Genomic DNA, 24,618 nt, shown 5'->3' with positions numbered 1-24,618 from the left:
GCTACATCCGTTCCGGTGCGGTGACACCCAGAAGATCGAGCCCGTTGCGCAGCACCTGGCCGGTGGCGTCGTTGAGCCACAGACGGGTGCGGTGCACCGACTCGACGGGCTCGTCGCCCAGCGGGATCACGCGGCAGTTGTCGTACCAGCGGTGGTAGAGCCCCGCGAGCTCCTCGAGGTACCGAGCGACGCGGTGCGGCTCGCGCACCTCGGCGGCGAACGCGACGATGCGCGGGAACTCCTGCAGCGCGCCGAGAAGTGCCGACTCGGTCTCGTGGGTCAGCAGCTCGGGGGCGAACTCGGAGCGGTCGACGCCCGAGCCGTGCGCGTTCCGCGCGACGTTGTGCGTGCGCGCGTGGGCGTACTGCACGTAGAAGACGGGGTTGTCGTTGGTGCGCTTGCGCAGGATCTCGGGGTCGAGCGTCAGCGGCGAGTCCGCGGGGTAGCGCGCGAGCGAATAGCGCAGGGCGTCGGTGCCGATCCAGTCCCGCAGGTCGTCGAGCTCGATGATGTTGCCCGCGCGCTTCGAGAGCCGTGCGCCGTTGACCGACACGAGCTGCCCGATGAGCACCTCTATGTCCTTCTCGGGGTCGTCGCCGGCCGCACCGGCGAGCGCCTTGAGGCGGTGCACGTAGCCGTGGTGGTCGGCACCGAGCAGGTAGATCTTGTGCGCGAAGCCGCGATCGCCCTTGTTGAGGTAGTACGCCGCGTCGGCCGCGAAGTAGGTGTACTCGCCGTTCGAGCGACGGATGACGCGATCCTTGTCGTCGCCGAAGTCCGTGGTGCGCACCCACACGGCACCCTCGTCGTCGAACACGTGGCCTTGCTCGCGCAGGCGGTCGACGGCCTCGTCCACGAGGCTCGGCTCGCCGTCCGACCCCTTCGCGTGGAGCGTGCGCTCGCTGAAGAAGACGTCGAAGTGCACGTTGAACTTCTCGAGCGACGACTGCAGGTCGCCGAGCTGGAGCTCGTAGGCGCGGTCGCGAGCGATCCGCAGCTGCTCGTCCTCCGGCAGCGTCGGCAGCTCGGGCACCGCCGAGAGCACCCGCTGCGCCAGGTCGTCGATGTACGAACCCGGGTAGCCGTCCTCGGGGGTCGGCTCGCCCTTGGAGGCGGCGAGCACGGAGCGGCCGAACCGGTCCATCTGCGCGCCGGCGTCGTTGACGTAGAACTCGCGGACGAGCGTCGCACCGCTCGCGAGGAGCAGGCGCGCCATCGAGTCGCCGAGGGCGGCCCAGCGGGTGTGGCCGATGTGCATCGGCCCCGTCGGGTTGGCGCTGACGAACTCGAGGTTGATCGTGTTGCCCCGCTGCGACTCGTTCGTCCCGAACGCCGCGCCCGCATCGACGATGGTCTTCGCGAGCGCGCCGGCGGCGGCGGCATCCAATCGGATGTTGATGAAGCCGGGTCCGGCGATCTCGACGTCCGCGATGCCGTCCACCTGCGCGAGACCGGCCGCGATGTCGGCGGCGAACTCGCGGGGGTTGGCGCCGACCGCCTTCGCGAGCTTGAGCGCCGCATTCGAGGCCCAGTCGCCGTGGTCGCGGTTCTTCGGCCGCTCGAGCGGCAGATCGGCGACCGTGAGCCCTTCCGCCGCACCGGGTCGTCGCGCCTCCGCGAGCGGGGCGACGACGGCGAGCAGGGCGGCGGAGAGGGCTTCGGGATTCATAGCCCGTCAAGTCTACGGGCGCGGCCCGCTCCGCCCCTGCGCGGGTCAGGAGATCTGCACCAGCGCGCCGAAGTCGTCGGCGGCGGGATCGGATGCCTCGGGCAGCACTTCGGGCAGGGTGTCCAGTCCGTCGAGGGTCGCGGCCTCTGGGACCACCCACGCGTCGACGCGCAGGCGCTTGAGACCGACGTAGCCGCCGTGGTAGCTGAGGAACGCGCAGTCGGCGGCGTCGCGACCCGTCGCGATGCGCACCAGCGAGTTGCGGTTCGAGAGGCGCGTCGCGTCGATGACGTACCAGGCGCCGTCGAGGTAGGCCTCGGCCACGGCGTGGAAGTCCATCGGGCGAAGCCCCGGCGCGAAGCACGCGGCATAACGCGCCGGCATGTCCATCGCGCGCAGGAGAGCGATGACGACGTGCGCGTAGTCGCGGCAGACGCCCTGGCCCGTCATGAGGGTCGTGACCGCACTGTCCGTGCCCTGGCTGAGACCGGGCGTATACGTGGTGCTCGTCGAGACGAACTCCGACACCGCCGCGATGAGGTCGTGGCCCGAGAGCCCCTTGAACTGGCGACGGGCCTGCTGGAACACCTCGTCGGACTGCGCGTACCGGCTCGGGCGCAGATAGGTGATGGCTTCGAGATCGCTCGTGCGGTTGCTCGCGGCCTGCCCGTCGACGGTCGCCTCGTAGCGGATCTCGAGGTGCCCGGGCTCGCCCGTGAGGCGGTGCAGCCTGCTTCCGGACTGGTCGACGATCTCGGTCGGGGTGTACACGCGATCGCCCTGGGTGAACGTCAGATGCTCACTCGAGATCGGCACCGCCTGGGCGGCTGCGATCTGGAAGATGAGGTCGACGGATGCCCCCAATTCGAGGTCCATCTCAGCGGTCACGACGCGTTGCACCGAAGTATCCTCGCATGCCGCGAGGGCTTGATCGTGCGGGGTTGACAACCTCTTGCTGCGAGTGTTCTGGAAGCGGTTCCAACCCTCAGGATCAGGCCCCTCTTTTCCCCAGTTCACGGCCCGTGGGAAGACCTCGTCGATGCATGACTTACCCTCTCTCTATGCACGCGCCCGGCGGTACCCGAGCCCGGAAGCTGTGGCTGCCCCTGGTGGGCGCCACGCTGGCCGTCGCTGCGGTGTGCGCGGTGGCCGTTCTGCGTCCGTGGGGTGCGCCCGAACCGCTGGCACCGGCGGCAGTCGCCCAGGGCGAGCCGGCGGTCGCAGCATCCGTCCCTCCCGCTCCCCTGGTGCTGGAAGAGGACGCACGTGTTCTCGTCTTCGGGGACTCGTGGGTCTACGGCTCGGCCGCGACCGTGCCGACGCTCGGCTTCGCGTACCTCCTCGCCGACGAGCTCGGCGTCGAGACCGTCGTGGACGGCGTCCGCGGCAGCGGCTACCTCAAGCCCGGCCTCGACGGCCCCGCCTACGGCGAGCGCATCGCCGCCCTGGATCCGGCGCTCGATCCCGACGTGATCATCGTCGAGGGGTCGATCAACGACCGCAAGCTCTATCCGGCCCGATACCGGGATGCCGTCACCGCCGCGTGGGACGCCCTCGAGGCTCTCTACCCCGACGCCGAGATCGTGATCCTCGGTCCGTCGCCGCAGGTGCTGCCCGTGCAGGACGCAACCCGGAAGATCGACGCCGACCTGGCCGAGCTCGCGGGCGCACGCGGCTGGTGGTACATCTCCCCCATCACGGAGGACTGGATCACCGACGCGAACTACTTCGACGTCATCGACACCGGACCCATCGGGCGCGACCACCCCTCGACCGGCGGCCACGCCTACCTCGCCGACCGTGTCGCGACGGCCATCGAGCGCATGGAGCAGCAGCCTGCGATCGTCGCCGACGCACCGCTCGACGACACTCCCCCGGCGCCCTGACGTGGCGGGGCGACGGGCGCCTGGATGGTAGTCTCGATCGGCACGCCTCCGTAGCTCAGGGGATAGAGCGTTGGTTTCCGGTACCAAAGGTCGCAGGTTCGATTCCTGTCGGGGGCACCACCACCACCACAACAAGTAGTGAGAAGGACCGTGGGTCATCACGACTCGCGGTCCTTCTGCTTTCTCGCGAGAGGATGCGCTGTGACCACTTCACCCCAGGGGCGCCCGTCGGGCCGCGCGCGCGTCACGGTGATCGTCGCGTTCGCGGTGTACCTGGCGCTCCTGACCTGGGTGGTGCTGTGGAAGCTCGAGGTGCCGTGGATCGGTGAGGCCGCGGGGCTCGCCCGGCCGATCAAGCTCGTTCCGTTCGCGCCCAGCGGCGATGCCGGAGCGAGCACGCCGGTCGAACTGCTGATCAACCTCGTGCTCTTCGTGCCGTTCGGGCTGTTCATCGGGGCGCTCGCCCCGACCTGGTCGTGGTGGAAGGCGGGCGTCGCCGCGCTGGGCGCGAGCCTCCTGCTCGAGACGGTTCAGCACCTCATCTCGACGGGCAGCTTCGATACCACCGACCTCGTCGTCAACACGGCAGGCGCCCTCGTCGGGTGGGCGGTCTTCGTCGCCGTGCGCCGAAGCGCCGGCGAGCGCACGGCCGCCGTCATGACTCGCATCTGTGTGATCGTCTGTGCGCTCGCGCTCACGGCCGTGGTCGCGTTCGTCGTGTCGCCGCTCCACTACGGACCCCAGCGTGACGTCGTCGTGGAACGCCCGAACCCGGAGCACTGAATCCGGCTCGTCGGCGTGCGGGCTGACGCAGTCCGCACGGCCCGCCCCTGCAGGCTTCAGGGGCGCAGGCGGATGACCGTCTTGCCGTGTCGGCGGGTGGCGGGGTGGAGTGCGGTGACCGCGTCGTCGAGGGAGGCGATCGTGCCGATGTGCGGGCGCAGGCGACCGTCGCGCACCCGTCGGGCGATCTCGGTCAGCTGCCCGGGGATGGATTCCACGACGAAGTCGATGGCGCGCCCGTCGACCGGACGAGCCTCCACGGGGCCTACGACGGACACCAGCGCCCCGCCGGGGCGGATGAGGCGGGCGGACTTCTCCTGGACGTCTCCGCCGATGACGTCGAAGACGACGTCGACCCCACCGATGTCGGCGAGGTCCTCGGTGTCCAGATCGAGGAACTCGTGGGCGCCGAGGTCGAGCGCCGCCTGTCGGTCCTTTCCGCGCCCGGTACCGATGACGTAGGCGCCGAACTCGCGCGCGAGCTGTGTGACGAATGCTCCGACGGCACCCGCGGCGCCGTGGGCGAGGATCGTCTGGCCGGGCTGGAGTCGTCCGTGCGGGAAGAGGCCCTGCCACGCCGTCAGCCCGGAGATCGGGAGGCCGGCGCCGACGGTGAAGGCGACGTCTCCCGGTAGCGGAGCGAGGTTGCGCGATTCCACAGCCGCGTGCTCGGCCAGGGTGCCGTCGCGATGCCAGTCCGTGATGCCGAACACCCGCTGTCCGACGGAGAGGCCCGTCGTGCCGTAGCCGAGCGCCGTGACCACCCCGGCGAACTCGTGACCGATGATCGGCTGGACCCGGTCGTTGCCCGATCGATCAATCCACGTCGAGGACCACTCCCACTCCGCCGGCACGAATCCGGACGCGTGCACCTCGACGACCACGTCGTTGATCGCCGGCGACGGCTCCGGCACGTCCATGAGCGTGATGCCGGCCGCCTCCGCGGACCGATCCGTCGCGACGATCGCCTTCATTCGCAACCTCCCTGTTCGCGGGCCAGGTGCGCCCGGGCTGATCCCTTGCACCTTCCGTGATCCTCTGCCACCCTGCACGGCTACGGGTTCGCGCGCAACGAGAAGGCGCCGACGATCAAGAGAAGACGGGAGACAGGAAGCGGCGCTCGTATCGACGGATGCACCCGGTTGCTCGCGCGAGCTCGAACGCCTGCTGGCACTCCGGGTCCGATCTCGAGGCGTTCCGGTAGACCTCGTATTCGGCGAGCGACGGGAAGGTGAACAGCGCGAACGCCTCGTCGCTGTCGCCCTCGCTGGGCATGAAGTACCCATGGTGGGTGCCGCCGAGCTTGTTGACGAGTCGGATCCACGTGCGGCCGTACTCGGTGAACTCGTCGAGCTTGTCGGGGTCGATCTCGTAGCGAAGATGAACAGTGATCATCGAAGGTCCTTTGCGCTCAGCCGTACCCACGAGTCTCACGGACGAGAAGCACCCGGGACGACGATCGAGGGTCCCGCGCGCAAAGCCGGCGGAGAAAGCTCGAGAAGTTGGCAGAGTCGCGCGGGTCGTCCGCGCACCGCTGTCAAGCCCGTTCCTCTGCGTCCCGCACCGACGCAGGCTGTGACGGCATCGCGTGATACTGGCCGCACGAGAGGAGCCGGACGTGGTTGATTCCGCACCCGATGAGACGGACGACACCCGCGGCGAGGCGATCGTGTTCTGGTCATGGATCGTGTTCCTCACCGCAGGCCTCGCGTACATGATCGCCATCCCGCTGGTGGGACGATGAGCGTGCGCCGAATCCGCCCGCTCCGAGACAACGGCTTGAGCCTCGCGTTCGGCGCACTGTTCCTGGTGGCGCTCGCCGGCCAGTCCATCGCGGGCTTCCTGGAGAGCAACGAACGTCTGCAGGAGCACGGGCTCGCACCGCTCGGGTTCGGCGCCTACCTGACGAGTTCGGACTTCGTCGTCGACGTCGCCGAGAACTGGCAGTCGGAGTTCCTGCAGTTCACCCTGTTCATCGCCGCGACCATCTGGCTGGTGCAGCGCGGCTCGCCGGAGTCCAAGAAGCCGGGCGACGAGGGGCCGGGCAGCGACGAGGAGCAGCTCGTCGCCGACCACGCACGACCCGACTCCCCCGCGTGGGCGCGGGTGCGCGGCATCCGTCTCACGATCTTCTCGAACTCGCTGCTGCTGGTGATGGGAGCGGTCTTCGTGCTGTCGTGGTTCGCGCAGTCACTCGCCGGCACGGTCGTGATGAACACGGAGAACCAGGAGCACGGCGCGCCGGCGATCACGTGGCTGGAGTACCTCGGCACACCCGACTTCTGGAACCGGACACTCCAGAACTGGCAGTCCGAGTTCCTCGCCGTGGGGGCGATGATCGCGCTGTCGATCTTCCTGCGGCAGCGCGGGTCGAGCGAGTCCAAACGGGTCGGCGCGCCGCATCGCGAGTCGTCCGTGGGAAGCGACTGACCGGTTTCATCGCGGCGCGGCCTGGCACCCGCGTCGGATCCTGTCAAGGGCTAGGACACCGGACGGCGGCGGAGGATCATCGCAGGTGGAGTTGATCGACGTCCCCCTCTTGCGCCCCCAGCGCTACGTTTCGCCGGCACCTCCGCTCGGAGGCCCGCCATGGGCAAGCTGATCTACGAAGGGACCGTGAAGGTCGACTTCGATGACCGGACGCTTGCGCACCTGCAGCTCGTGATCGGCACGAAGCTGCGGCGGGGTGAGCCCTTCCACTTCACGTGGCGCGATGACGCGAGCATCGGTGACGGCCGCACCACGATCTGGGTGCACCCGCGGTGCGCACTCGTCTACAAGTTCTACGGCAGTCGCAAACCGCAGCTGAACCCTGCCTGGATCGACGCACTCGCCTACACCGCGAACTCGCCGACCGGGCTGTACCTGGTGCCTGAACCGGCGATGCCGGCCTCGCATGATCACGAGGAGCACGAAGTCGCCGAATAGGAGCGCGGTCGCGTCTGCCGGCGGCGCGACTCCGGCCGTAGACCCGTCGCGCGCGCGTGTCAAGCCGATAGGTGAGACCCCTTCGACGGCGCTGGGATGGGGCTGACGACGACGGGAGCGGCGATGAAGAGGATCGACATCTACTACGGCGGTGATCACTACAGTGTGGGCGGGCGTCGTCTCGACGACCTGCGCGAGGAGGTCGAGGCGGGACTGGCGGGCGGCGTGCACTGGCTCGAGGTCAACGACGGCGAAGGCATGATGCGCACGGCGCACCTGCTCGTGACGCCGGGCGTGCCTCTGGCGATCGTGCCCATCCCCGACGAGTCCCCTCCCGCCGCGGCCGACGAGATCTGGTCGGAGGGCGGACCGCCCGTCGCCTGACGAGGGAATCGGATGCTGCGCCTCAGGCACCCCTCGAGGAAGACTGCTGCCTCGCCGGCTCGGCCTCGTCGGGAAGTGTCGCGGTGGGGATGACGACGACGTCCTGCACCTTCCAGTCAAGCTGCATGACGGCCTTGCGGGTCTCCTCGATCTGTTCGAGCCGCACGTCGTCGGTGCGGGGCACGACGAAGACCTCCACGTGGAACACCTGCCCCATGTCGCGCATGCGCACGGCCGTCTCGCGCACCCAGGCGAACTCCTCGACGCGATCGGCTATGCGGGAGATGAGAGGGTGCGGGCGGGCGTCATCCTCGGTGCGCGCGCGCTGGTCGATGAGGTCGCGGATGGCGGCGCGGCTGTTGCGCCAGCCGTCCCACACGATCCCGGCCGAGATGAACAGCGCGGCGGCGCCGTCGAGCCACCACAGGCCGACGCCGACGCCGAGCACACCGACGATCGACGCCGCCGTCGACGTCCAGTCGGCCTTGGCCATGTCGGCGTCGGCATACAGCACCTTGTTGTGCAGCTTCGGCGCCAGCTTCGCCTTCGCATGTCCGTAGAAGAACGGGCCGATGACGGTGACGGTCATGACGGCGACCATGAACCAGCCCAGCCAGATCGTCTGACCGAAGACGACGACCGTGCCGATCGAGGGGTGATCCGCTCGCACCAGATTGCTGGTCGCCTCGTAGGCGAGGTTGCCGCCGACCGCCAGCAGCGCCACCCCCGCGACGAGATGGCCGACTCCCATGACGCGGTGCAGCCCGAACGGGAAGGCCCGAGTCGGCGCCCGCCTGATGAAGATCAGTGCGACCAGGAACGAGATCTGCGGGATCACCGACAGCATGTCCTCGATCCACGCGGTCTTCATGGCCTGCGAGCCGCCCACGACGAGCGCGATGAGCCCGATGGTGACGATGCTGTAGCCGATGGTGAACCACTCCCAGCGGATCGCGCTGCGGAGCGCCTGCTGCTGCGCCGGGGGAAGGTCGGTGCGCCCCATCGTCTTCATCGCGCCACCTCCCGGTCGAGGTAGCCTTCGATAGCCGCCTGCCACGCGTTCTCGCCGAGCGGCACCAGGAGCACCACGGGGGCCTTCGCCCCGGGGATCGAGTCGTAGCCGCGGGTGACCGCCACCCGAATCGACCATGGGGTCGCATCAGTCATCCCCCCGATCGCGAGATCGAGGTCGCCTGCCTCGAGCCCGTCGACGAGGTCCTCCTCGCTGCCGACCGTCCAGGTGACCTTCGCGTCGATGGACTGTGCGAAGCCCTCCACGAGCTCGGCGAGAGAACCGCCGACATCCCGGCCGTCGACGGTCACGAGGTCGCCCGACGCGGAGGCACCGGCTCGCAGTTCGCCCCCGCGCACGCGGTCGAGCGTGCCCTGCGGATCGCTCGGCACTGTGAGGCCGCATCCCGCGACGCACAGTGTCAGCACCAGCAGGGGCACGCTCCACACGCGTCGCCACCGGCCCATGCCCCGAGTCTCATCCACGCCGCCCGGCGCCGGGGAGCGCCTTGACCCTCTACACGTCGCCTGCTAGCGCGCAGGCCGGTGAAACGCCGATCGCCGGCCCCGCGATGGACGGCGCCGGCGATCGGTGGGAGTGCGGCTACGGCAGGACGATCTCGAAGTCGGGGTCGCCCTGGTCGAGCACGGCCAGGATCTGCTTCAGCACGCCGACGTCACCGCGCACCTCGATGCCGTCCGAGTCCGTGTCGCCCCCGGCGAGCTGGATCAGACGCGGCTTCGACAGCGTCAGCTGAAGCGGCGTCGACGGGTCGGCATCGCGCTCGACGTACACCAGCACCCCGTTGCGCAGCGTCAGGTGGAAGCTGCGGTCGAGGTCGGACAGCACCACGTCGAGCGAGAGATCCAGATCCCACGCCTTCGGCCCGTTCACGCGGATGGCGACGGCATCGAAGAGCTGCTCCGCCGTCAGCTGGGCGATGATCAGCGGCGCGGCCGTCTGCGTCGGCGTGCCGAAGCTGCCCTCGCGCAGCTCGGTGGCACCCGACAGGTAGAAGTTTCGCCACGTGCCGTTCTCCGCCCCGTAGGCGAGTTGCTCGAGCGTGTCGGCGTACAGGACGCGCGCCGCGTCGTGACCGGCGTCGGCGAAGACCGCGTGATCGAGCAGCGTCGCCGCCCAGCGGTAGTCGCCCGCGTCGAACGCCTCCTGGGCCAGCTCGACCACACGGTCGACGCCGCCGATCGCGGCGACGTATCGCTCGGCCTGCGCCTGCGGCGGGTGCGGCCACAGACGGGCGGGGTTGCCGTCGAACCAGCCCATGTAGCGCTGGTAGATGGCCTTCACGTTGTGACTGACCGACCCGTAGTACCCGCGGGTGCTCCACGACGCCTCGAGCGCGGGCGGGAGCTCGATCATCTCGGCGATCTCGGCGCCGGTGTAGCCCTGGTTGAGCAGACGCAGCGTCTGGTCGTGCAGGTAACCGTAGAGATCGCGCTGGATCGTGAGGAACTTCCGGACCTCGTCATTGCCCCACGTGGGCCAGTGGTGCGAGGCGAACACCACCTCGGTGTCGTCGCCGTAGCGTTCGAGGGCCTCGGTCAGGTACTGCGACCACACGTGCGGGTCGCGCACGAGTGCACCCCGCAGCGTCAGCAGGTTGTGGAGCGTGTGCGTGGCGTTCTCGGCCATGCACAGTGCGCGGTAACGGGGCAGGTAGAAGTGCATCTCAGACGGCGCCTCGGTGCCCGGAGCCATCTGGAATTCGAACTCGACACCATCGATCGTGTGCGTCTCGCCGGTCGTCGTGACTTCGAGGGTCGGCGCGAGGATGGTCGCATCGCCGATCGATGTCGTCTGCCCCAGACCCGCCCCGACCTGCCCCTGCGGTCCCCGTGCCAGCGCCGCACCATACATGTAGCCGGCCCGGCGTCCCATCGCCGTCCCCGCGTAGACGTTCTCGGCGACAGCGTGCTCCAGGAAGCCCTCCGGGGCGATGATCTGGACCCTGCCCGCGTCCACGTCCTCCTGGCTGACGATCCCGAGAACACCTCCGAAGTGGTCGATGTGGCTGTGCGAGTGGATGACCGCGTGGATCGGACGATCGCCACGATGCCTGCGGTACAGCGCCATCCCGGCGGCGGCCGTCTCGGTCGAGATCAGCGGGTCGACGACGATCACGCCGGTGTCGCCCTCGATCACCGACATCACCGAGAGGTCGAGCCCGCGCAGCTGGTACACGCCCGGCACGACCTCGTAGAGGCCGTGCTTCGCCACCAGCTTCGACTGCCGCCACAGGCTCGGGTGCACCGAATCGGGCGCATCGCCCTCGACGAAGTCGAAGCTCGAGGCATCCCACACCACCTCGCCCTTGTCGTTGCGGATCTTCGGATCGTCGAGCGTCCCGATGAATCCACGATCCGCGGCGGCGAAGTCATCCACGTCGTCGAACGGCAGCGCGGCGAGCGCCGCCGCCTGAGCCTCGCGGATGGATGCTTCCGGTTCCCGCTGTTGCATGGTTCTGTTCCCTTCGTCCGGCCCCGGCGGCCGAGATCGTCAGTTCTGCGAGGGGGAGGCTTCCAGCGCCGCCACGGCCTCGCGATTGGTCGAGAAGACGGTCTGGCCCGACAGCAGCCCGAGCTCGTCGAGGCGCGCCTTCGTGGGGACCCGGACCCGGCTGAACGCCAGGCTCACGCCCTGCTCGTGGAGCCACTCCTCGAGCGACGCGAACGCCTCGGCGCCGGTCACGTCGATGTCCGTCACCGCCTCCATGTCGATGACGACGTGCTTGACCGGCTCGTCCGCCTCGGTCACGGCACGCTTCACGGCGGCCGAGAACACGCTGCCGTTCGCGAAGAACAGCGGCGCCGCCATCCGCACCACGACGACGCCGGGCGCGGTCGTCGCACCGGCTGCCGCGTCTTCGAGGAGCGACTGCTTCGCGTCGTCGTCGGCGGCGAGGACGTCGATCGCGGGGTTCGCCGCGCGCTTGGCGAGATTGATGAGCGCGAGCACGAACGCCACGACGATGCCGGGGATCGCGCCCACGAAGAGCGTCACCAGGAAGCACACCGCGCCGATCGCGAACTCGAAGCGATCCTGGCGCCACAACTGTCGGAACTCGCGGATGCCGAGCAGGGGCAGGATCGCGACGCCGACGACGGCGCCGATCGCGGGTGACGGGATGTCGGCGAGCAGCGCGGTGCCGAAGAGCAGCAGCAGCAGCGTGCCGACGGCGAGCACGAGCGACGGAAGCTGGGTGCGCGAACCCGCCTGGTCCATCGCGGCGGTGCGCGACGTGGACGAGCCCATCGAGAAGCTCCCCTGTGCGCCGGCGGCGATGTTGCCCAGGCCGAAGGCGAAGAGGTCGCGGTTGGCGTGGAACGGGTAGCCGTGCTTCTCGCCGTACGAGCGCGAGACGAGGAGGCCCTCGGCCGTGGTGACGAGCGTCAGCGCGATCGCCGACGGGATGAGCGCCATCCACATCTGCCAGTCGATGACGGGCCACGTGAGCGTGGGCGGCCCCGCGGGAACCTCCCCCAGGACGTCGACGCCCTGCTTGTCGAGCCCCGTCAGCACGACGAGCAGCGTCGAGAGGATGAGTACGACGAGCGCCCACGGCACGGCCTTCAGGAACCTCGCGCCGAGGAGCAGGACCGCCACCGACAGCGCAGAGATCGCGAGCGACCACGCGTTGATCGTCTCGAGGTTCGACACCAGTCCGAAGACTTTGTCGACGAACTCGCCGCCCGAGTCGATCTTCACGCCCAGCATCTTGGCGACCTGGCTGACGAGGATGTCGAGCGCCAGACCGCCGACGAACCCGATGAGGATCGGCTTGGAGAGGAAGTTCGCGAGGAAGCCGAGCTTGAACACCGCCATCAGCACGAACATCACACCGCAGATGATCGCCTGGGCAAGCGCCAGGGTGGCGTAGTCGGCGCTGCCGGCGGTCGCGAGCCCGCCGATCGACGAAGCAACGAGGGCGGCTGCCGCGGCATCGGGCGACGCCACGAGCTGACGCGACGACACCACGAGCGCGTAGACGATCGTCGGCACGATGAGGGCGTACAGGCCCGCGGTCGCGGGCAGCCCGGCGATCTGCGCGTACCCGATGTTGAGCGGGATCGCGATCGCGAGGAGCGTGACGCCCGCGGTGAGCTCGGTCACGAGGTTCCGCCTGGTCAGGCCGGCGAGGGGACGCTGCATTCCTGCTCCTGGATACGTGGCGACACAGTCGTGTCCACCTTGGCACGATCGGGCGGTGTCAGACGGGATCGCCCGGCACGAGGGGCGGCACGACCGCCTCGCTCGTCACCGTCGCCGACCATCCGCGGCGCGCGAGTCCCGCCGTCAGCGCGGTGACCACCCCCGACGTGACCGAAAGTCCTCGCGCGGGATCATGCCAGAACTGCACACGCCCGGTGATCCGGGTCTCGGACACGGCGGTGACCAGCACACCGACGGAGGGATCGGCGTGCACGCCCTCGGCGGCGCCGGCGGACTCGGCGAGCGCCTGGACGACCGCCTCGACCCCTGCGCCGGCCCGCTCGACGCGCACCTGCACTTCGCTGCGCCGACCGCCGTGGCGCGAGTTGTTGACGAGGGTCTCGGCGAGGAGCTTGGAGTTCGGCACGTGCGCCGTGCGCCCGTCGGGTGTGGTGAAGACCACGGCGCGGGAGTTGAGCTCGACGACGGTGCCGGTGAGGGGCTTGCCGTCGGGTCCTTCGACGGTGATCTCCTCGCCGAGCATGACGGGCTTGCGAGTGGCGATCAGCACGCTCGCGGCGAAGTTGTCGGCGACGCCGCGCAGCACCAGGGCGGCGACGACGACCAGCACGATCACGACCGCGAGCACCGGCTGCACGTTCGCCCCGAGGAACGCCAGCGCGATCCCGAAGCCGACCAGCAGCAGCGTGTACTGGGCGAATCGCGCGGCGAACCGCGTCGCGGCCGGCGTCGCCGTGGGCACGTGGCCCATGAGGTCGGTGACCGCCCGCTTCGCGATGCGCGAGGCGATCCACCCGGCGAGCAGGGCGAGGATCGCCCACAGCACCTGCCACCACGTGATCGGCGTGCTCAGGAACTGGCTGAAATCCACGTCGTCAGGATACGAGCGGGGTGCCCGCGTCGCGCGAGCCTCGCCGGGGCCCCGGCTTCGAACGAGAGGCCCCGACGACGCCGGGCGCAAAACGATGATCCCCTCGGTGCCGAAGCGCCGGGGGGATCGTCAATGCGAAGGGGTTTCTGTGTTCCGGGTCCTTTCGGGCCTTACGTCTCTGTTTTCTCTTCGCAAGATCGAATGTCCTCCTCGGGACCCCCGTCGTCAAGAGTTCACGAAGAAGTCATCTCGACATGAGGTTGAAGGTGAGGGATGCTGCGCCTCGGACGCACTCGCCGGGGCGCAGCATCCCGTCGATCACTGCGTGGCGTCGTCCGTGAACGCGTCCATGCTCTTGCCCGCGCCGTGCGACTTGCCCGGCGCGCGGACGCCGTTGACCGTCGACGTGTCGAAGGCGAACGTCATGACCGCCGCGGCGACCGCGTCGGAGTTCACGTCGAGCGCGTGCGCGTTGAGGTTGTCGATGTCATCGCAGGGAGCGTGGTAGCACGGGTCGAACGCGACGCCGGCCGTGCCGCCGAAGATCGCCGCCTGCTGGGCGGTCTTGACCCCCTCGGCACCGGTGAACAGACCGCCCGCGGGGATGCCCACGGCGATGAAGGGCCCGTAGTCGCTGCGGCCCGAGAACTCGGTGTCCTGGAACGGCTCTCCGACGCTCGTGTAGTACTGCTCGAAGACGTCCTCGATCTGGGCGGACCCCTCCGGGATGAAGCCGGGTGCGGCCGTCCCACTGGAGTTGTCGCCGTCGTAGACGCCCATGAAGTAGTTCGGCGAGCCGATCATGTCGAAGTTGAGGTAGAGCGCGATGTCGCCCGCCTGCTCCTCCGACAGTTCCCCGACGTAGTGCTCCGAACCGAGCAGCCCGCTCTCCTCGGCGCCCCACCAGGCGAACCGCACCGTGTTGTTGGGCTTGGTCTTCTGCATCTGGATGGCGGTCTCCAGCAGCGCGGCACTGCCCGAGCCGTTGTCGTTGATGCCCGGACCGTCCTGGACGCTGTCCAGGTGGGCGCCCGCCATGACGGTGTTGGCGTCGTTGCCGGCCTTGGTCTCGGCGAGCACGTTCCACGCCGTGCGCGTGTCGGCCTCGTAGTCGACCGTCACGGTGACGGTCGAGTTCGGAACCGACAACAGGTTCGCACCCGTGGCGGAGGTCGCGAACACCGCAGGGATGGTCAGCCCGGTGGCGTCGCCGATCATGCCGACGAGGCCGGTGCGGCCCGCCTGCCCCTCGTTCATGACGATCACGCCGGCGGCACCCGCCGCCTGCGCGTTGAGGACCTTGACCGCGAATCCGCACGTCCCGCGCTGGACGAGGGCGATGCCGCCCGCCGGGAAGCCGGCGAAGTCCGTCGACTCGCATCCGCTGGTGTTGCTGTTCGGCGGGAGCGCTTCGGACGGGTAGACGACACCGACGGGCACGAGCGGCCCGGTCGCGGTGCCCTTGGGACTGCCGCTGTCGAAGTTGTTGCGGAGGAAATCCGACTCGTCGACGAACGAGGTGGGGTTCGGCGAGACGCGGATGAGCTCGCTGTTCTCCTCGAAGTAGTCGAACTCGAACGGCTGCACCTCGGGCGTGTACCCGGCGGCGGTGAGCTGGCTCACGACGTAGTCGACGGACGCCTTGTACCCCGGGCGTCCGGCGGCGCGGTCGCCGTACTGGTCGGCGATCGCCTGGAACGCCTCGAGATGGTTCATGACGCCGTCGAGCGTCACGGCTTTCGTGATCTTCTTCACCGAATTGTTGTTCGGTGCCGCGTACGCGGGACTTGCGAGAGCGACGGTGGCGACGAGGGCTGTCGCGGTAGCGACAACCCAGGCGCGCCTGGTTCTCATGGGCATGGTCGTGCCTCTCCGCCGGCGACCCCTCTGTCACCGGCTTCCTGCGGGGATGCTCACACACTCCGCATCGGCACGGCCAGTCCCACGGCGGGCACTCTCATCGAGCTCTCATAATCCGGCCTGACCAGGACGGATGCTGCGACCCGGCGCGGTCGCCGGGTCGCGGCATCCATCGCCCGAAGGTCACTCGTGGCCGACGAGCTTCAGGCCGACGACGCAGCCGACCAGGCCGAGGATGAGGAGCATCTTGACGAATGAGAACGCCTCGTCGCCGGTGATCATCGCGTAGGCGACGGTCAGCGACGCGCCGATGCCGACCCAGACCGCGTACGCGGTGCCGGTCGAGATGTCGCGCATCGCCCAGGCGAGTCCGCCCATGCTGGCGACGAGCGCGACCCCGAAGATCACCGACGGCCAGAGCTTCGTGAAGCCCTCGGTCTTGCCGAGGGCAGTGGCCCACACGGCCTCGAGGATGCCGGAAACGATGAGGATGACCCACGCCATGACTGTGCTCCTGGCCAGTCTTGTCGCGTACCGGGTACTGATCCATCGTCCGGGGATCCGGTCGGGGATCCGCTGACCACCTTAGCCACTCCCCCTGGGCAGGGCCTGGGCAGGGATCCGGGCCGCCCGACTCAGACGAAGAAGAGCCAGTCGAGCATGCCGGGGTTGTGCGCGTGCACGAGCACGAGGAAGACGACCGCGTCGAACAGCAGGTGCACCGTGACGACATAGGCGAGCGATCGCGTCTTCATGAAGATGAAGCCCTGCAAGAGCGCGAAGGGGATCGTGAGCAGCGGACCCCACGCCTGATACCCGAGCTCCCAGAGGAACGAGACGAACACCACGGACTGCAGGATGTTCGCCTGCCAGAACGGGAAGTGCCGCCGCAGCAGCGCGAAGCACGTGCAGATGAAGAACAGTTCGTCCCAGATGCCCACCGCGCCGACGCCGACGAACAGGCGCGCGATGAGCTCCGGGGTGTCGACGACCGGCCAGTTGAGGTAGACGCCCGAGGTGATGAAGTAGAACGGCAGGATCAGCCAGCCGAGCAGCAGCACGGCGATGAGCCACGTCCACTGGAACCGCGTCCACCGGCCGCCGCCGCGCCACGGGAACCGGATGGCGCGGTCCCGGTACACCCATCGCGAGATCACGTAGGGCGCGGCGACCGCGCCGCCGAGGGCGATCGCGAACCGGAGGATCGCGAGGTTGTCGAGCTCCGCCTTGAGCGGGATCGCGCTCACGATGAGCAGGCCGACGGCGATGAGCGAGAGATCGCGCAGCAGCGACGGCGGGCGGAGACCGGACTCCGGCGCAGGCGGCCGGGCGGCAGCATCCGTTCGCTCCGTCACGACCGCGATCGCAAGGCCTGCGGCCAGCAGCACCCATCCGAGCCACGGCACGCGCACAACGAAGAACGCAGGGGCGGCGAGGCAGACGAGGAGGGCGGGCGCGAGCCCCCAGGACCAGGTGCGGACGGCCGGCGCGGGCGGGGCGTCGGGATGTGCGGGCATGCTCGGCGGCTCCGGTGGGTCGGGGTCGGGACGGGTCAGTGGTCGAGGGGGTGCTCGATCTCATCCTTCGACATGCGCGCGACGACGTACGCCAGCGCGCCGAGGATCAGCGGGATCACACCGGCCGCGATGAAGATCGCCTCGATCGGCACCACCTCGGCGAGGGGGCCGGCGAGCGCCATCGACAGCGGCATGAGCGCGAGCGACACGAAGAAGTCGAGGCTCGAGATGCGCCCGAGCATGTGGCGCGGCACGCGGCGCTGCAGCAGCGTGCCCCAGATGACGTTGCCGTAGCTGAAGCCGAAGCCCACGAGGAACAGGCACAGTGCCATGAGCCAGTACTGGTGGGTGATGCCGACGATCGCGAACGGCAGCGTGCTGACGCCCCACACGCCCATCATCACCGTGAGGTACCGGCGCGGCAGCTTCATCGACGACACCACGATCGAGCCGAGCACGCCGCCGATCCCGTAGATCGCGAGGAGGAAGCCGAACAGCCGCGGGTCCTCCCCGACCCGATCGCGGGTGACGAAGGGCAACAGCACCTCTTCGGGACCGACGAACACGAGCACCCATCCGGTGGCGAACAGGAGAGTCCACAGCAGCCACGGCGTGCGGATCGTGAAGCCCACCGCCTCGCGCAGGTCGTGGAGCACGCCGCGCACTCCCTCGGGCGCCTCGTGCTGCTCGCCCGGCGCCGCGGGCGGCTCGGGCCGCACGAACAGCAGCAGCACGAACGCCAGCGCGTGGGCGGCGACGACGCCCCACGCCGCGTGCGCAGGTGCGAGCACCGCCGCGACGATGACACCGGCCGCCGCCGGGCCCGCCGCCTGCTGCAGCGCGGGGCGGATGGCGCCCTCGAGACCGTTCGCGGCGAGAAGCTGCGCGGGCGGCAGGATGCGGGGCAGGATCGCGCTGTACGCCGGAAAGAAGAAGCCCGCCCCCGCGCCCATCACGAAGGCCACGAGCGCGAGATGCGGGATCGTCACGACGCCGAACGAGCCCGCGACCGCGACCGAGGTGATGGCGAGCAGGTTCACCAGCTCGACGATGCGCAGCAGGAGCCGGCGCGGCACGCGGTCGGCCGCGATGCCGCCGGGGATCGCGCACGCCAGCAGGCCGATGGCGTTCGCCGCCGCGACCGCCGAGAGCTCGACCGGCCCCCCGCCCGCGCCGATGACCGTGTAGACCATGACGACGGCCCACATGCCCGCGCCGAAGATCGACAGCACCACGGCGCCGAACAGCATCCGGAAGTCACGATGCCCGAGAGGTCTGAGGAAGCGCCACGGGTCGCGCTGCCGCGCGGGGGCGGCCGAGCCGGGCGCGGACGGGAGCTCTCGCGCGGGGTCGGGCGCCGGTCCCGGCACCGGGACCGGGCCGGTGAGGGGTCCGGTGGGTCCGCTCATGACCTCGCGACGCGGCGGTACGACAGATCCCGGATGTCGCGTCCCACGCGCGCGCCCTTGCGCTCGAACGCCGTGAGCACGCGGCCGTCGAAGCGCGGTGCCCACTCCCCCTCGAAGGTCGCCTCGAAGTCGGGCGCGACCGACATGACCTCCCGCATCTGGAGCGCGTAGTCCTCCCAGTCGGTCGCGAGACGCAGCATCCCGCCGTCCTTCAAAGCGCGCGCCGCGATCACGCCGAAGCCCTCGGCGACGAGGCGCCGCTTGGTGTGCTTCTTCTTGTGCCACGGATCGGGGAAGAAGATCCAGAGCTCGTCGACGGATGCCTCGGGCAGCAGGTGCTGCAGCACCTCGGGCGCATTCGCCTCGACGAGGCGCAGGTTGCGCGCCCCGGCGCGGTCGGCGTCGAGCATGGTGCGGGCGAGCCCGGCACGGAACACCTCGATCGCGAGGAAGTCGGTGTCGGGGCGCGACGTCGCGGCGTGCACGATGGCGTGCCCCTGGCCCGACCCGATCTCGACGACGAGCGGCGCGTCGCGCCCCCACACCGTGGCGGGATCGATCTCCGAGTCCGGCAGGATGCTCGTGACCGCGCGGTCGCGGGGCACCTCGATGACGTACTGCGGGGCGAGCTCGCTCCAGGCGCGCTCCTGGGCGTCCGACATCCGGCCGCTGCGCCGCACGAACGACACCGGCTTCTCACGGAAGGTGCGGGGCTCGGGCGCAGGCGTGGCAGGGTTCGTCACCCCTCCAGGCTACCCAGGGCGAGAGGCGCCGACGGGCTCCTGCGGAACGGTGACGAAGTCGATGAGCTCCTCGACGCGGCCGAGGAAAGCGGGCTCGAGGTCGCGGTAGGTCTTCACCGACGCGAGGATGCGCTGCCAGGCCCGGGCGATGTCGGCCTGGTCGCGGGCGGGCCAGCCGAGAGAGCGGCACACGCCCACCTTGAACTCGATGCCGCGAGGTACCTCGGGCCAGCGTTCGATGCCGACCGCGCGGGGCGTCACGCACTGCCAGACGTCGATCCACGGGTGCCCGACGATGAGCACATGCTTTCCGTGCCGGCCCCGGGCCACCGCTTCGGCGATGCGCGTCTCCTTCGAGCCGGGCACGAGGTGGTCGACGAGCACGCCGTAGCGGCGCTCGGCCGAGGGTGGCTCCTCGTCGAGCATGGCGTCCAGCAGATCGATGCCCTGCAGGTACTCGACGACGACGCCCTCCTCGCGCAGGTCGTCGCCCCACACCTTCTCGACGAGCTCGGCATCGTGCCGGCCCTCGACGAGGATGCGGCTGGCGCGCGCGACGCGAGCTCGCGAGTCGGCGGTCGCGAACGAGCCCGACGCCGTGCGCTTCGGCCCGGTGCGCGCCGCGGCGGGTGCGGGCGGACCGAGCACGACGTCCTTGCCGTCGATGAGGAAGCCCGCGCCGAGCGGGAACAGGCGGCGGCGCCCGAGGCGGTCCTCGAGCTCGACCATGCCGCCGGACGCACCCACGACGGCGCCGCAGAATCCGTCGTCCGCGACCTCGACGACGAGATCACGGGATGCCGCCACCCGCGGCAGCTCCCGCACCCCGTGGCCTTTCCAGCCCGTGGCCAGCACATCGGCGCCGTAGCGATCGTCCATGGTCCTCCTCCGGATCGGCAAGGCTACCTGCCGCCCCGCCCCTGGAGTGGGAGCGACCCGCATCGGCGGCGCCTGCGTGCGTTCTCGGCGAACACTCAAGTGGCGTCGGGGCCGTGGGCTATCGTCGTATCCCCGCGGCTGAATAGACTCGCGGAGGGGGAAACCCGAGTCCCAGAGGGGGGATCGATGCGACTGCGTTGGGCTGCAGCGCTGGCGTCCGCTGCGGTGGTCGTGGTCACGGCGATCGGCGGTGGGGCGGCGCTCGCGACTCCCCCGGTCACGCTCGGCTCGAGCGCGGAGTACGTGCTCGACGAGTCGGGGGTGCTCTCGTCCGGCCAGCGTTCCGAGGCGCAGTCGCGACTCGAACAGCTGAAGTCCGACACCGGCCTCGATCTGTGGGTCGTCTACGTCGACGAGTTCACCGACCCGGCGAACGCCGCCGACTGGGCGAACCAGACCGCCGACGACAACAACCTCGGCGTCAGCCAGTACCTGCTCGCCGTCGCGACCCAGGGCCGTGCGTACTACCTGTCGGGCGACCCGGGCGGCCCCGTCAGCGACGAGCAGCTCGCGACCATCGAGCAGCAGCAGATCCAACCCGCCCTCGCCCAGGACGACTGGCTCGGCGCGGTCGACGCCGCGGCCGACGGTCTGACGAACGCCGTCGGCGGGTCCGGCGCCCCCGCCACCGACTCCGGCGGGAGTGGGTGGCTCACGTGGCTGCTCGTCATCGTCGTCGTCGGCGTCGGCATCGTGCTGCTGGTGATGTTCCTCCGCCGGCGCAAGAAGGGCGCGGTGACCGCCGGACCGGCAGGTCCGCCGCAGCCCAGCATCGAGGAGCTCGAGCGGCGCGCGTCGTCGCTGCTCGTCGAGACCGACGATGCCATCAAGACGAGCACGCAAGAGCTCGGCTTCGCGAAGGCGCAGTTCGGCGACGCCGCGACGACCGAGTTCGAGGCCGCCCTCGCGACCGCGCAGCAGAGCCTCGCCGAGGCGTTCGAGCTCAAGCAGAAACTCGACGATCACATCCCCGACTCCGAGCAGGACACGCGCGCCTGGAACGAGCGGATCATCTCGCTCTGCGAGGCCTCCAACACGCTCCTCGATGAGAAGGCGGCCGCCTTCGACGAGCTGCGCAAACTCGAGCAGAACGCCCCCGAGGCGCTCGCGCGCCTGCACGACGCGAAGGCGAAGGCCGAGGCATCCCTCGACCAGGCGACCTCCCGGCTGCGGAGCCTGCAGACGGCGTACGCGCCGGAGGCGCTCGCGACCGTCGTCGACAACCCCGAGCAGGCGAAGCAGCGCCTCGCGTTCGCCGACGAGCAGCTCACCGCCGCACAGGCCGCCATCGGCGCCGGCGACGGCGGCGAGGCCGCGGTCGGGATCCGCGCCGCGGAAGAGGCCGTCGGCCAGGCGACGCTGCTCGAGAACGCGATCGACAAGCTCGCCACCGATCTCGCCGAGGGCGAGCGCAACGCCACCGCCCTCGTCGCCGAGCTCGAATCCGACATCGCCGCCGCGTCTGCCCTCCCCGACACCGACGGCCAGATCGCCGGCGTCATCGCGTCGACGCGGCAGCAGCTCGATGCCGCGCGCGCACAGCTCAGCGGCACCGCCAAGCGCCCGCTCGCGGCACTCCAGAGCCTCGAAGCGGCCAACACGCAGATCGACACGCTCGTGCAGGGCGTCCGCGATGCCGAGGCCCAGGCGCAGCGGGCCCGGCAGATGGTCGGCCAGGTGATGATGCAGGCGCAGGCGCAGGTGTCGGCGGCCGAGGATTACATCACGGCCCGGCGCGGCGCGGTCGGCGCCCAGGCACGCACCCGACTCGCCGAGGCCGGCGCCTCGCTCGCGCGCGCCCAGGCGCTGCAGGCGAGCGATCCGCAGCGGGCGATGCAGCAGGCGCAGCGTGCGGACCAGCTCGCCGGGCAGGCGATCCAGCTCGCACAGAACGACGTCGGCGCGTTCGACGGCGGAATGGGCGGCATGTTCGGCGGGGGCCAGCAAAGCGGCGGCCAGTCCGGCGGCGGCATGCTGGGCGCCGTCCTCGGCGGCATCGTGCTGAACTCCGTGCTGAGCGGCGGCCGCTCCTCGGGCGGCATGGGCGGAGGCCTCGGCGGCATGCTGGGCGGTGGCGGCCCGAGCCGCTCGTCGGGCGGCATGCGACCCGGTAGCTTCGGAGGCGGCGGCACGCGCGCGCGCCGAGGAGGTGGCCGCTTCTGACCCGAATCCGCCGGGCCGCCCGCGGGCCGGAGGCCCCGGCATCCGTCTCCAGACCAGACTCACCGACCCAGAACTGAAGTCCGATAGGAAGGAAAACCGATGGCGAAGCAGTCCATCTTCGGTCGCATCTCGACCCTCATGAAGGCGAACATCAACGCACTCCTCGACTCCGCTGAGGACCCGCAGAAGATGCTCGACCAGCTCGTGCGCGACTACACCAACTCGATCGCCGACGCCGAGTCGGCCATCGCCGAGACCATCGGCAACCTGCGCCTCCTCGAGCGCGACCACCAGGAGGACGTGCAGGCTGCCGCCGAGTGGGGCAACAAGGCCCTCGCCGCCAGCCGCAAGGCCGACGAGCTGCGCAAGACCGGCAACACCACCGACGCCGACAAGTTCGACAACCTCGCCAAGATCGCGCTGCAGCGTCAGATCAGCGAGGAGAACGAGGCCAAGGCGATCGCGCCCACCATCGCGACGCAGAACGAGGTCGTCGACAAGCTGAAGGAGGGCCTCAATGGCATGAAGCAGAAGCTGGAGCAGCTGAAGGCCAAGCGCTCCGAGCTTCTCGCCCGCGCCAAGACCGCCGAGGCCCAGAACAAGGTGCACGACGCCGTCAAGTCGATCGACGTGCTCGACCCGACCAGCGAGCTCGGCCGCTTCGAGGACAAGGTGCGCCGCCAGGAGGCCCTCGCCGCCGGCAAGCAGGAGCTGGCCGCGTCGACCCTCGACGCGCAGTTCAACGCCCTCGAGGACGTCGGCGAGCTGACCGAGGTCGAGGCCCGCCTCGCCGCGCTCAAGTCCGGCGCTCCGGTGCAGGCCGCGATCGAGAACTGAGCCCACCGCTCGTCGTCGAGGGGCGTCGGATCCGCACGGATCCGGCGCCCCTCGCGTCTGCCTCCAGCGAACGGACGGCAGGACGGATGCCTCGACCCCCGGTCTGCGCGAAGATGAGGGGATGACGCGTTACCTCGTGGTCCCGCAGTGGCAGGGAAGCCCGTCCTCCCGCGCGATGCAGCTCATCGACGGCGCCCAGGCGATCGCGGGAGACCTCCCCCGGGCTTCGACCACCGTGCTCGACGTTCCCATGGAGGCGGGCGAATCGCTGGGCACCGGCATCCATCGCCTGAGCGCCCTGCAGCGGGTGCAGGGGATGGTCGCGCAGGCGCTCGACGCGCACGACGCCGCGGCGCCGGACGAGCCGGTGCTCACGATCGGCGGCGACTGCGGCATCGCGCTGGCGCCGATCGCTCACGCCGCCCGCCGCTCCCCCGGGCTCGCGGTGGTCTGGATCGACGCGCACCCCGACCTCAATTCGCCGGACTCCTCACCTTCGGGCGCTTTCGCGGGCATGGCGCTGCGCGCCGTGATCGGCGACGGAGACCCCGGTCTAGCGCTGCCCTCTGGCACGATCGCCGCCGAGCGCGTGGTCGTCGGCGGAGCCCGTTCGTTCGACGACCCCGAGCTCGAGGTCGTCGCGGAGCTCGGCATCGCGGCGCTGACGGTCGACGCGCTGCGCGACGCTGACGCCCTCGCCGACGCGGTGCTCGCGACCGGGGCCGACGCCGTGTACGTCCACATCGACATCGACGCACTCGATCCCGCCGAGATCGCCGGCAACGCGCACCCCGAACCGTTCGGGGTCACCGTGGCGGAGCTGACGGTCGCGGTCGCGCGCCTGCGCGAGCGGGTGCCGCTGGTGGGCGCGTCCCTCGCCGGCTACTCTCCCGCCTCACTCGCGGCGGCGACCGACGACCTGGGCGCGATCCTGCGCGTGATCGGGGCGCTGGCGTGAGTCCCATCCCCACGCCGCCCGCCGGGTGGCGCGCCGCCGCGGAGCGCGCCGTCATCAGGGGGCGCCGCATCGACGACGCCATCCCGTCGATCCTCCTGGACTCGTCTGTCAGCCGCCTCGGCTACTGGTACGGCTGCGCCGTGGGATGGGTCTGGGGCACGCTCTGGAGCACCGGGCGCGTCGAGAAGCGCGAGGGTCTGTGGGTGTTCCGCGGGATGCCGCGCTGGACGTTCCCGCGCGGCGGCTCGTGCGTCGGCGCGTGCTTCCTCACCGGCGACGGGCGCATCACCGACGCACTGCTGCGGCACGAAGCAGTGCACAAACGGCAGTGGCAGCGCTACGGGCTGCTCATGCCCCTGCTCTACCTGCTGGCCGGCCGCAACCCGCTGCGCAACCGGTTCGAGATCGAGGCAGGCCTCGCCGACGGCAACTACGTGCCGCGCGGCGCGGCCTGAACGCACGAGACGACGA

The 24,618-nt window shown here is 70.1% G+C and carries 25 protein-coding genes, 1 tRNA gene and 1 riboswitch; of the genes, 11 read left to right on the top strand and 15 right to left on the bottom strand.

Features of this window, described 5'->3' with window-relative positions:
* Position 1: 1 nt before the first annotated feature.
* Together ACLBXX_RS11435 and ACLBXX_RS11430 are read right to left on the bottom strand one after the other, a co-directional pair.
* Positions 2-1,669, bottom strand: a complete 1,668-nt coding sequence (locus ACLBXX_RS11435; protein ID WP_447658111.1) for an arginine--tRNA ligase — start codon at positions 1,667-1,669, stop codon at positions 2-4.
* A 45-nt stretch (positions 1,670-1,714) separates the two neighbouring features.
* Positions 1,715-2,569 (bottom strand): transglutaminase-like domain-containing protein, encoded by an 855-nt coding sequence (locus tag ACLBXX_RS11430; protein WP_387146448.1) that lies wholly within the window; start codon positions 2,567-2,569, stop codon positions 1,715-1,717.
* A gap of 161 nt (positions 2,570-2,730) precedes the next feature.
* On the opposite strand from ACLBXX_RS11430, the gene ACLBXX_RS11425 reads away from it, so the two are divergent.
* The 3 genes from ACLBXX_RS11425 to ACLBXX_RS11415 all read left to right on the top strand — a co-directional run bounded on the left by ACLBXX_RS11425 (position 2,731) and on the right by ACLBXX_RS11415 (position 4,338).
* A complete protein-coding gene (locus ACLBXX_RS11425) occupies positions 2,731-3,555 on the top strand; it encodes an SGNH/GDSL hydrolase family protein (protein ID WP_447658110.1) in 825 nt (274 codons plus the stop codon).
* A gap of 44 nt (positions 3,556-3,599) precedes the next feature.
* Positions 3,600-3,675 (top strand) — tRNA-Arg (locus ACLBXX_RS11420).
* An 81-nt stretch (positions 3,676-3,756) separates the two neighbouring features.
* A complete protein-coding gene (locus tag ACLBXX_RS11415) occupies positions 3,757-4,338 on the top strand; it encodes a VanZ family protein (RefSeq protein ID WP_447658109.1) in 582 nt (193 codons plus the stop codon).
* A 56-nt stretch (positions 4,339-4,394) separates the two neighbouring features.
* On the opposite strand, the gene ACLBXX_RS11410 is transcribed toward ACLBXX_RS11415, so the two are convergent.
* Positions 4,395-5,312, bottom strand: a complete 918-nt coding sequence (locus ACLBXX_RS11410) for an NADP-dependent oxidoreductase (RefSeq protein WP_447658108.1) — start codon at positions 5,310-5,312, stop codon at positions 4,395-4,397.
* A 115-nt stretch (positions 5,313-5,427) separates the two neighbouring features.
* Entirely contained in the window at positions 5,428-5,733 is a 306-nt protein-coding gene (locus ACLBXX_RS11405) for an NIPSNAP family protein (RefSeq protein ID WP_447658107.1), read from the bottom strand.
* 223 nt (positions 5,734-5,956) lie between these two features.
* Here ACLBXX_RS11405 and ACLBXX_RS11400 point away from each other — a divergent pair, with 223 nt between their 5' ends.
* From ACLBXX_RS11400 to ACLBXX_RS11385, 4 genes are all read left to right on the top strand, one after another.
* Positions 5,957-6,082, top strand: a complete 126-nt coding sequence (locus tag ACLBXX_RS11400) for a hypothetical protein (RefSeq protein ID WP_447658106.1) — start codon at positions 5,957-5,959, stop codon at positions 6,080-6,082.
* Positions 6,079-6,768, top strand: a complete 690-nt coding sequence (locus ACLBXX_RS11395; RefSeq protein WP_447658105.1) for a DUF6766 family protein — start codon at positions 6,079-6,081, stop codon at positions 6,766-6,768. The genes ACLBXX_RS11400 and ACLBXX_RS11395 overlap by 4 nt, the downstream gene beginning before the upstream one ends.
* Positions 6,769-6,927: 159 nt before the next feature.
* Positions 6,928-7,266 (top strand): DUF7882 family protein, encoded by a 339-nt coding sequence (locus tag ACLBXX_RS11390; RefSeq protein ID WP_447658104.1) that lies wholly within the window; start codon positions 6,928-6,930, stop codon positions 7,264-7,266.
* Positions 7,267-7,389: 123 nt separating this feature from the next.
* On the top strand, positions 7,390-7,650 hold the full coding sequence (locus ACLBXX_RS11385) for a hypothetical protein (RefSeq protein ID WP_447658103.1): 261 nt from the start codon (positions 7,390-7,392) through the stop codon (positions 7,648-7,650).
* Positions 7,651-7,672: 22 nt separating this feature from the next.
* Here ACLBXX_RS11385 and ACLBXX_RS11380 read toward each other — a convergent pair whose 3' ends face one another.
* The 11 genes from ACLBXX_RS11380 to ACLBXX_RS11330 all read right to left on the bottom strand — a co-directional run bounded on the left by ACLBXX_RS11380 (position 7,673) and on the right by ACLBXX_RS11330 (position 20,129).
* Positions 7,673-8,662 carry a cation transporter gene (locus ACLBXX_RS11380; protein WP_447658102.1) on the bottom strand — a complete coding sequence of 330 codons (990 nt, stop codon included), beginning with the start codon at positions 8,660-8,662 and terminating at the stop codon, positions 7,673-7,675.
* On the bottom strand, positions 8,659-9,129 hold the full coding sequence (locus tag ACLBXX_RS11375) for a hypothetical protein (protein WP_447658101.1): 471 nt from the start codon (positions 9,127-9,129) through the stop codon (positions 8,659-8,661). The genes ACLBXX_RS11380 and ACLBXX_RS11375 overlap by 4 nt, the downstream gene beginning before the upstream one ends.
* 136 nt (positions 9,130-9,265) lie before the next feature.
* On the bottom strand, positions 9,266-11,137 hold the full coding sequence (locus ACLBXX_RS11370; RefSeq protein ID WP_447658100.1) for an alkyl/aryl-sulfatase: 1,872 nt from the start codon (positions 11,135-11,137) through the stop codon (positions 9,266-9,268).
* Between the two features lie 39 nt (positions 11,138-11,176).
* Entirely contained in the window at positions 11,177-12,829 is a 1,653-nt protein-coding gene (locus ACLBXX_RS11365) for a SulP family inorganic anion transporter (protein WP_447658099.1), read from the bottom strand.
* A gap of 58 nt (positions 12,830-12,887) precedes the next feature.
* Positions 12,888-13,721, bottom strand: a complete 834-nt coding sequence (locus ACLBXX_RS11360) for a mechanosensitive ion channel domain-containing protein (RefSeq protein WP_447658098.1) — start codon at positions 13,719-13,721, stop codon at positions 12,888-12,890.
* Positions 13,722-14,039: 318 nt separating this feature from the next.
* Positions 14,040-15,476, bottom strand: coding sequence for a M20/M25/M40 family metallo-hydrolase (locus tag ACLBXX_RS11355; RefSeq protein ID WP_447658097.1), 1,437 nt, complete (start codon positions 15,474-15,476; stop codon positions 14,040-14,042).
* 288 nt (positions 15,477-15,764) lie between these two features.
* On the bottom strand, positions 15,765-16,085 hold the full coding sequence (locus ACLBXX_RS11350) for a DMT family transporter (protein ID WP_056370360.1): 321 nt from the start codon (positions 16,083-16,085) through the stop codon (positions 15,765-15,767).
* A 9-nt stretch (positions 16,086-16,094) separates the two neighbouring features.
* Positions 16,095-16,159: riboswitch (guanidine-III (ykkC-III) riboswitch) on the bottom strand.
* Positions 16,160-16,216: 57 nt separating this feature from the next.
* Positions 16,217-17,098, bottom strand: coding sequence for a CPBP family glutamic-type intramembrane protease (locus ACLBXX_RS11345; protein ID WP_447658096.1), 882 nt, complete (start codon positions 17,096-17,098; stop codon positions 16,217-16,219).
* A gap of 35 nt (positions 17,099-17,133) precedes the next feature.
* Positions 17,134-18,507 (bottom strand): MFS transporter, encoded by a 1,374-nt coding sequence (locus tag ACLBXX_RS11340; RefSeq protein ID WP_447658095.1) that lies wholly within the window; start codon positions 18,505-18,507, stop codon positions 17,134-17,136.
* The gene (trmB, locus tag ACLBXX_RS11335) at positions 18,504-19,169 is read right to left on the bottom strand and encodes a tRNA (guanosine(46)-N7)-methyltransferase TrmB (protein WP_447658129.1); all 666 of its coding nucleotides are present in this window, start codon (positions 19,167-19,169) and stop codon (positions 18,504-18,506) included. Before trmB ends, ACLBXX_RS11340 begins: the two co-directional genes overlap by 4 nt.
* 90 nt (positions 19,170-19,259) lie before the next feature.
* Complete coding sequence (locus ACLBXX_RS11330; RefSeq protein ID WP_447658094.1) at positions 19,260-20,129, bottom strand: DUF3097 domain-containing protein; 870 nt, start codon at positions 20,127-20,129, stop codon at positions 19,260-19,262.
* Positions 20,130-20,315: 186 nt separating this feature from the next.
* Here ACLBXX_RS11330 and ACLBXX_RS11325 point away from each other — a divergent pair, with 186 nt between their 5' ends.
* From ACLBXX_RS11325 to ACLBXX_RS11310, 4 genes are all read left to right on the top strand, one after another.
* Positions 20,316-22,352: a TPM domain-containing protein gene (locus tag ACLBXX_RS11325; RefSeq protein ID WP_447658093.1), complete on the top strand. Its 2,037-nt coding sequence runs from the start codon at positions 20,316-20,318 to the stop codon at positions 22,350-22,352.
* Between the two features lie 99 nt (positions 22,353-22,451).
* Positions 22,452-23,189: a PspA/IM30 family protein gene (locus ACLBXX_RS11320; RefSeq protein WP_056370369.1), complete on the top strand. Its 738-nt coding sequence runs from the start codon at positions 22,452-22,454 to the stop codon at positions 23,187-23,189.
* 121 nt (positions 23,190-23,310) lie between these two features.
* Positions 23,311-24,147: an arginase family protein gene (locus ACLBXX_RS11315; RefSeq protein WP_447658092.1), complete on the top strand. Its 837-nt coding sequence runs from the start codon at positions 23,311-23,313 to the stop codon at positions 24,145-24,147.
* Positions 24,144-24,602 carry a Fe-S oxidoreductase gene (locus tag ACLBXX_RS11310; RefSeq protein WP_447658091.1) on the top strand — a complete coding sequence of 153 codons (459 nt, stop codon included), beginning with the start codon at positions 24,144-24,146 and terminating at the stop codon, positions 24,600-24,602. The genes ACLBXX_RS11315 and ACLBXX_RS11310 overlap by 4 nt, the downstream gene beginning before the upstream one ends.
* Positions 24,603-24,618 lie beyond the last annotated feature (16 nt).

Source organism: Microbacterium sp. C23T (genome assembly GCF_053345975.1).
Note: the sequence above shows the minus strand (reverse complement) of the source record. Positions and strands in the feature narration are given on the sequence as shown.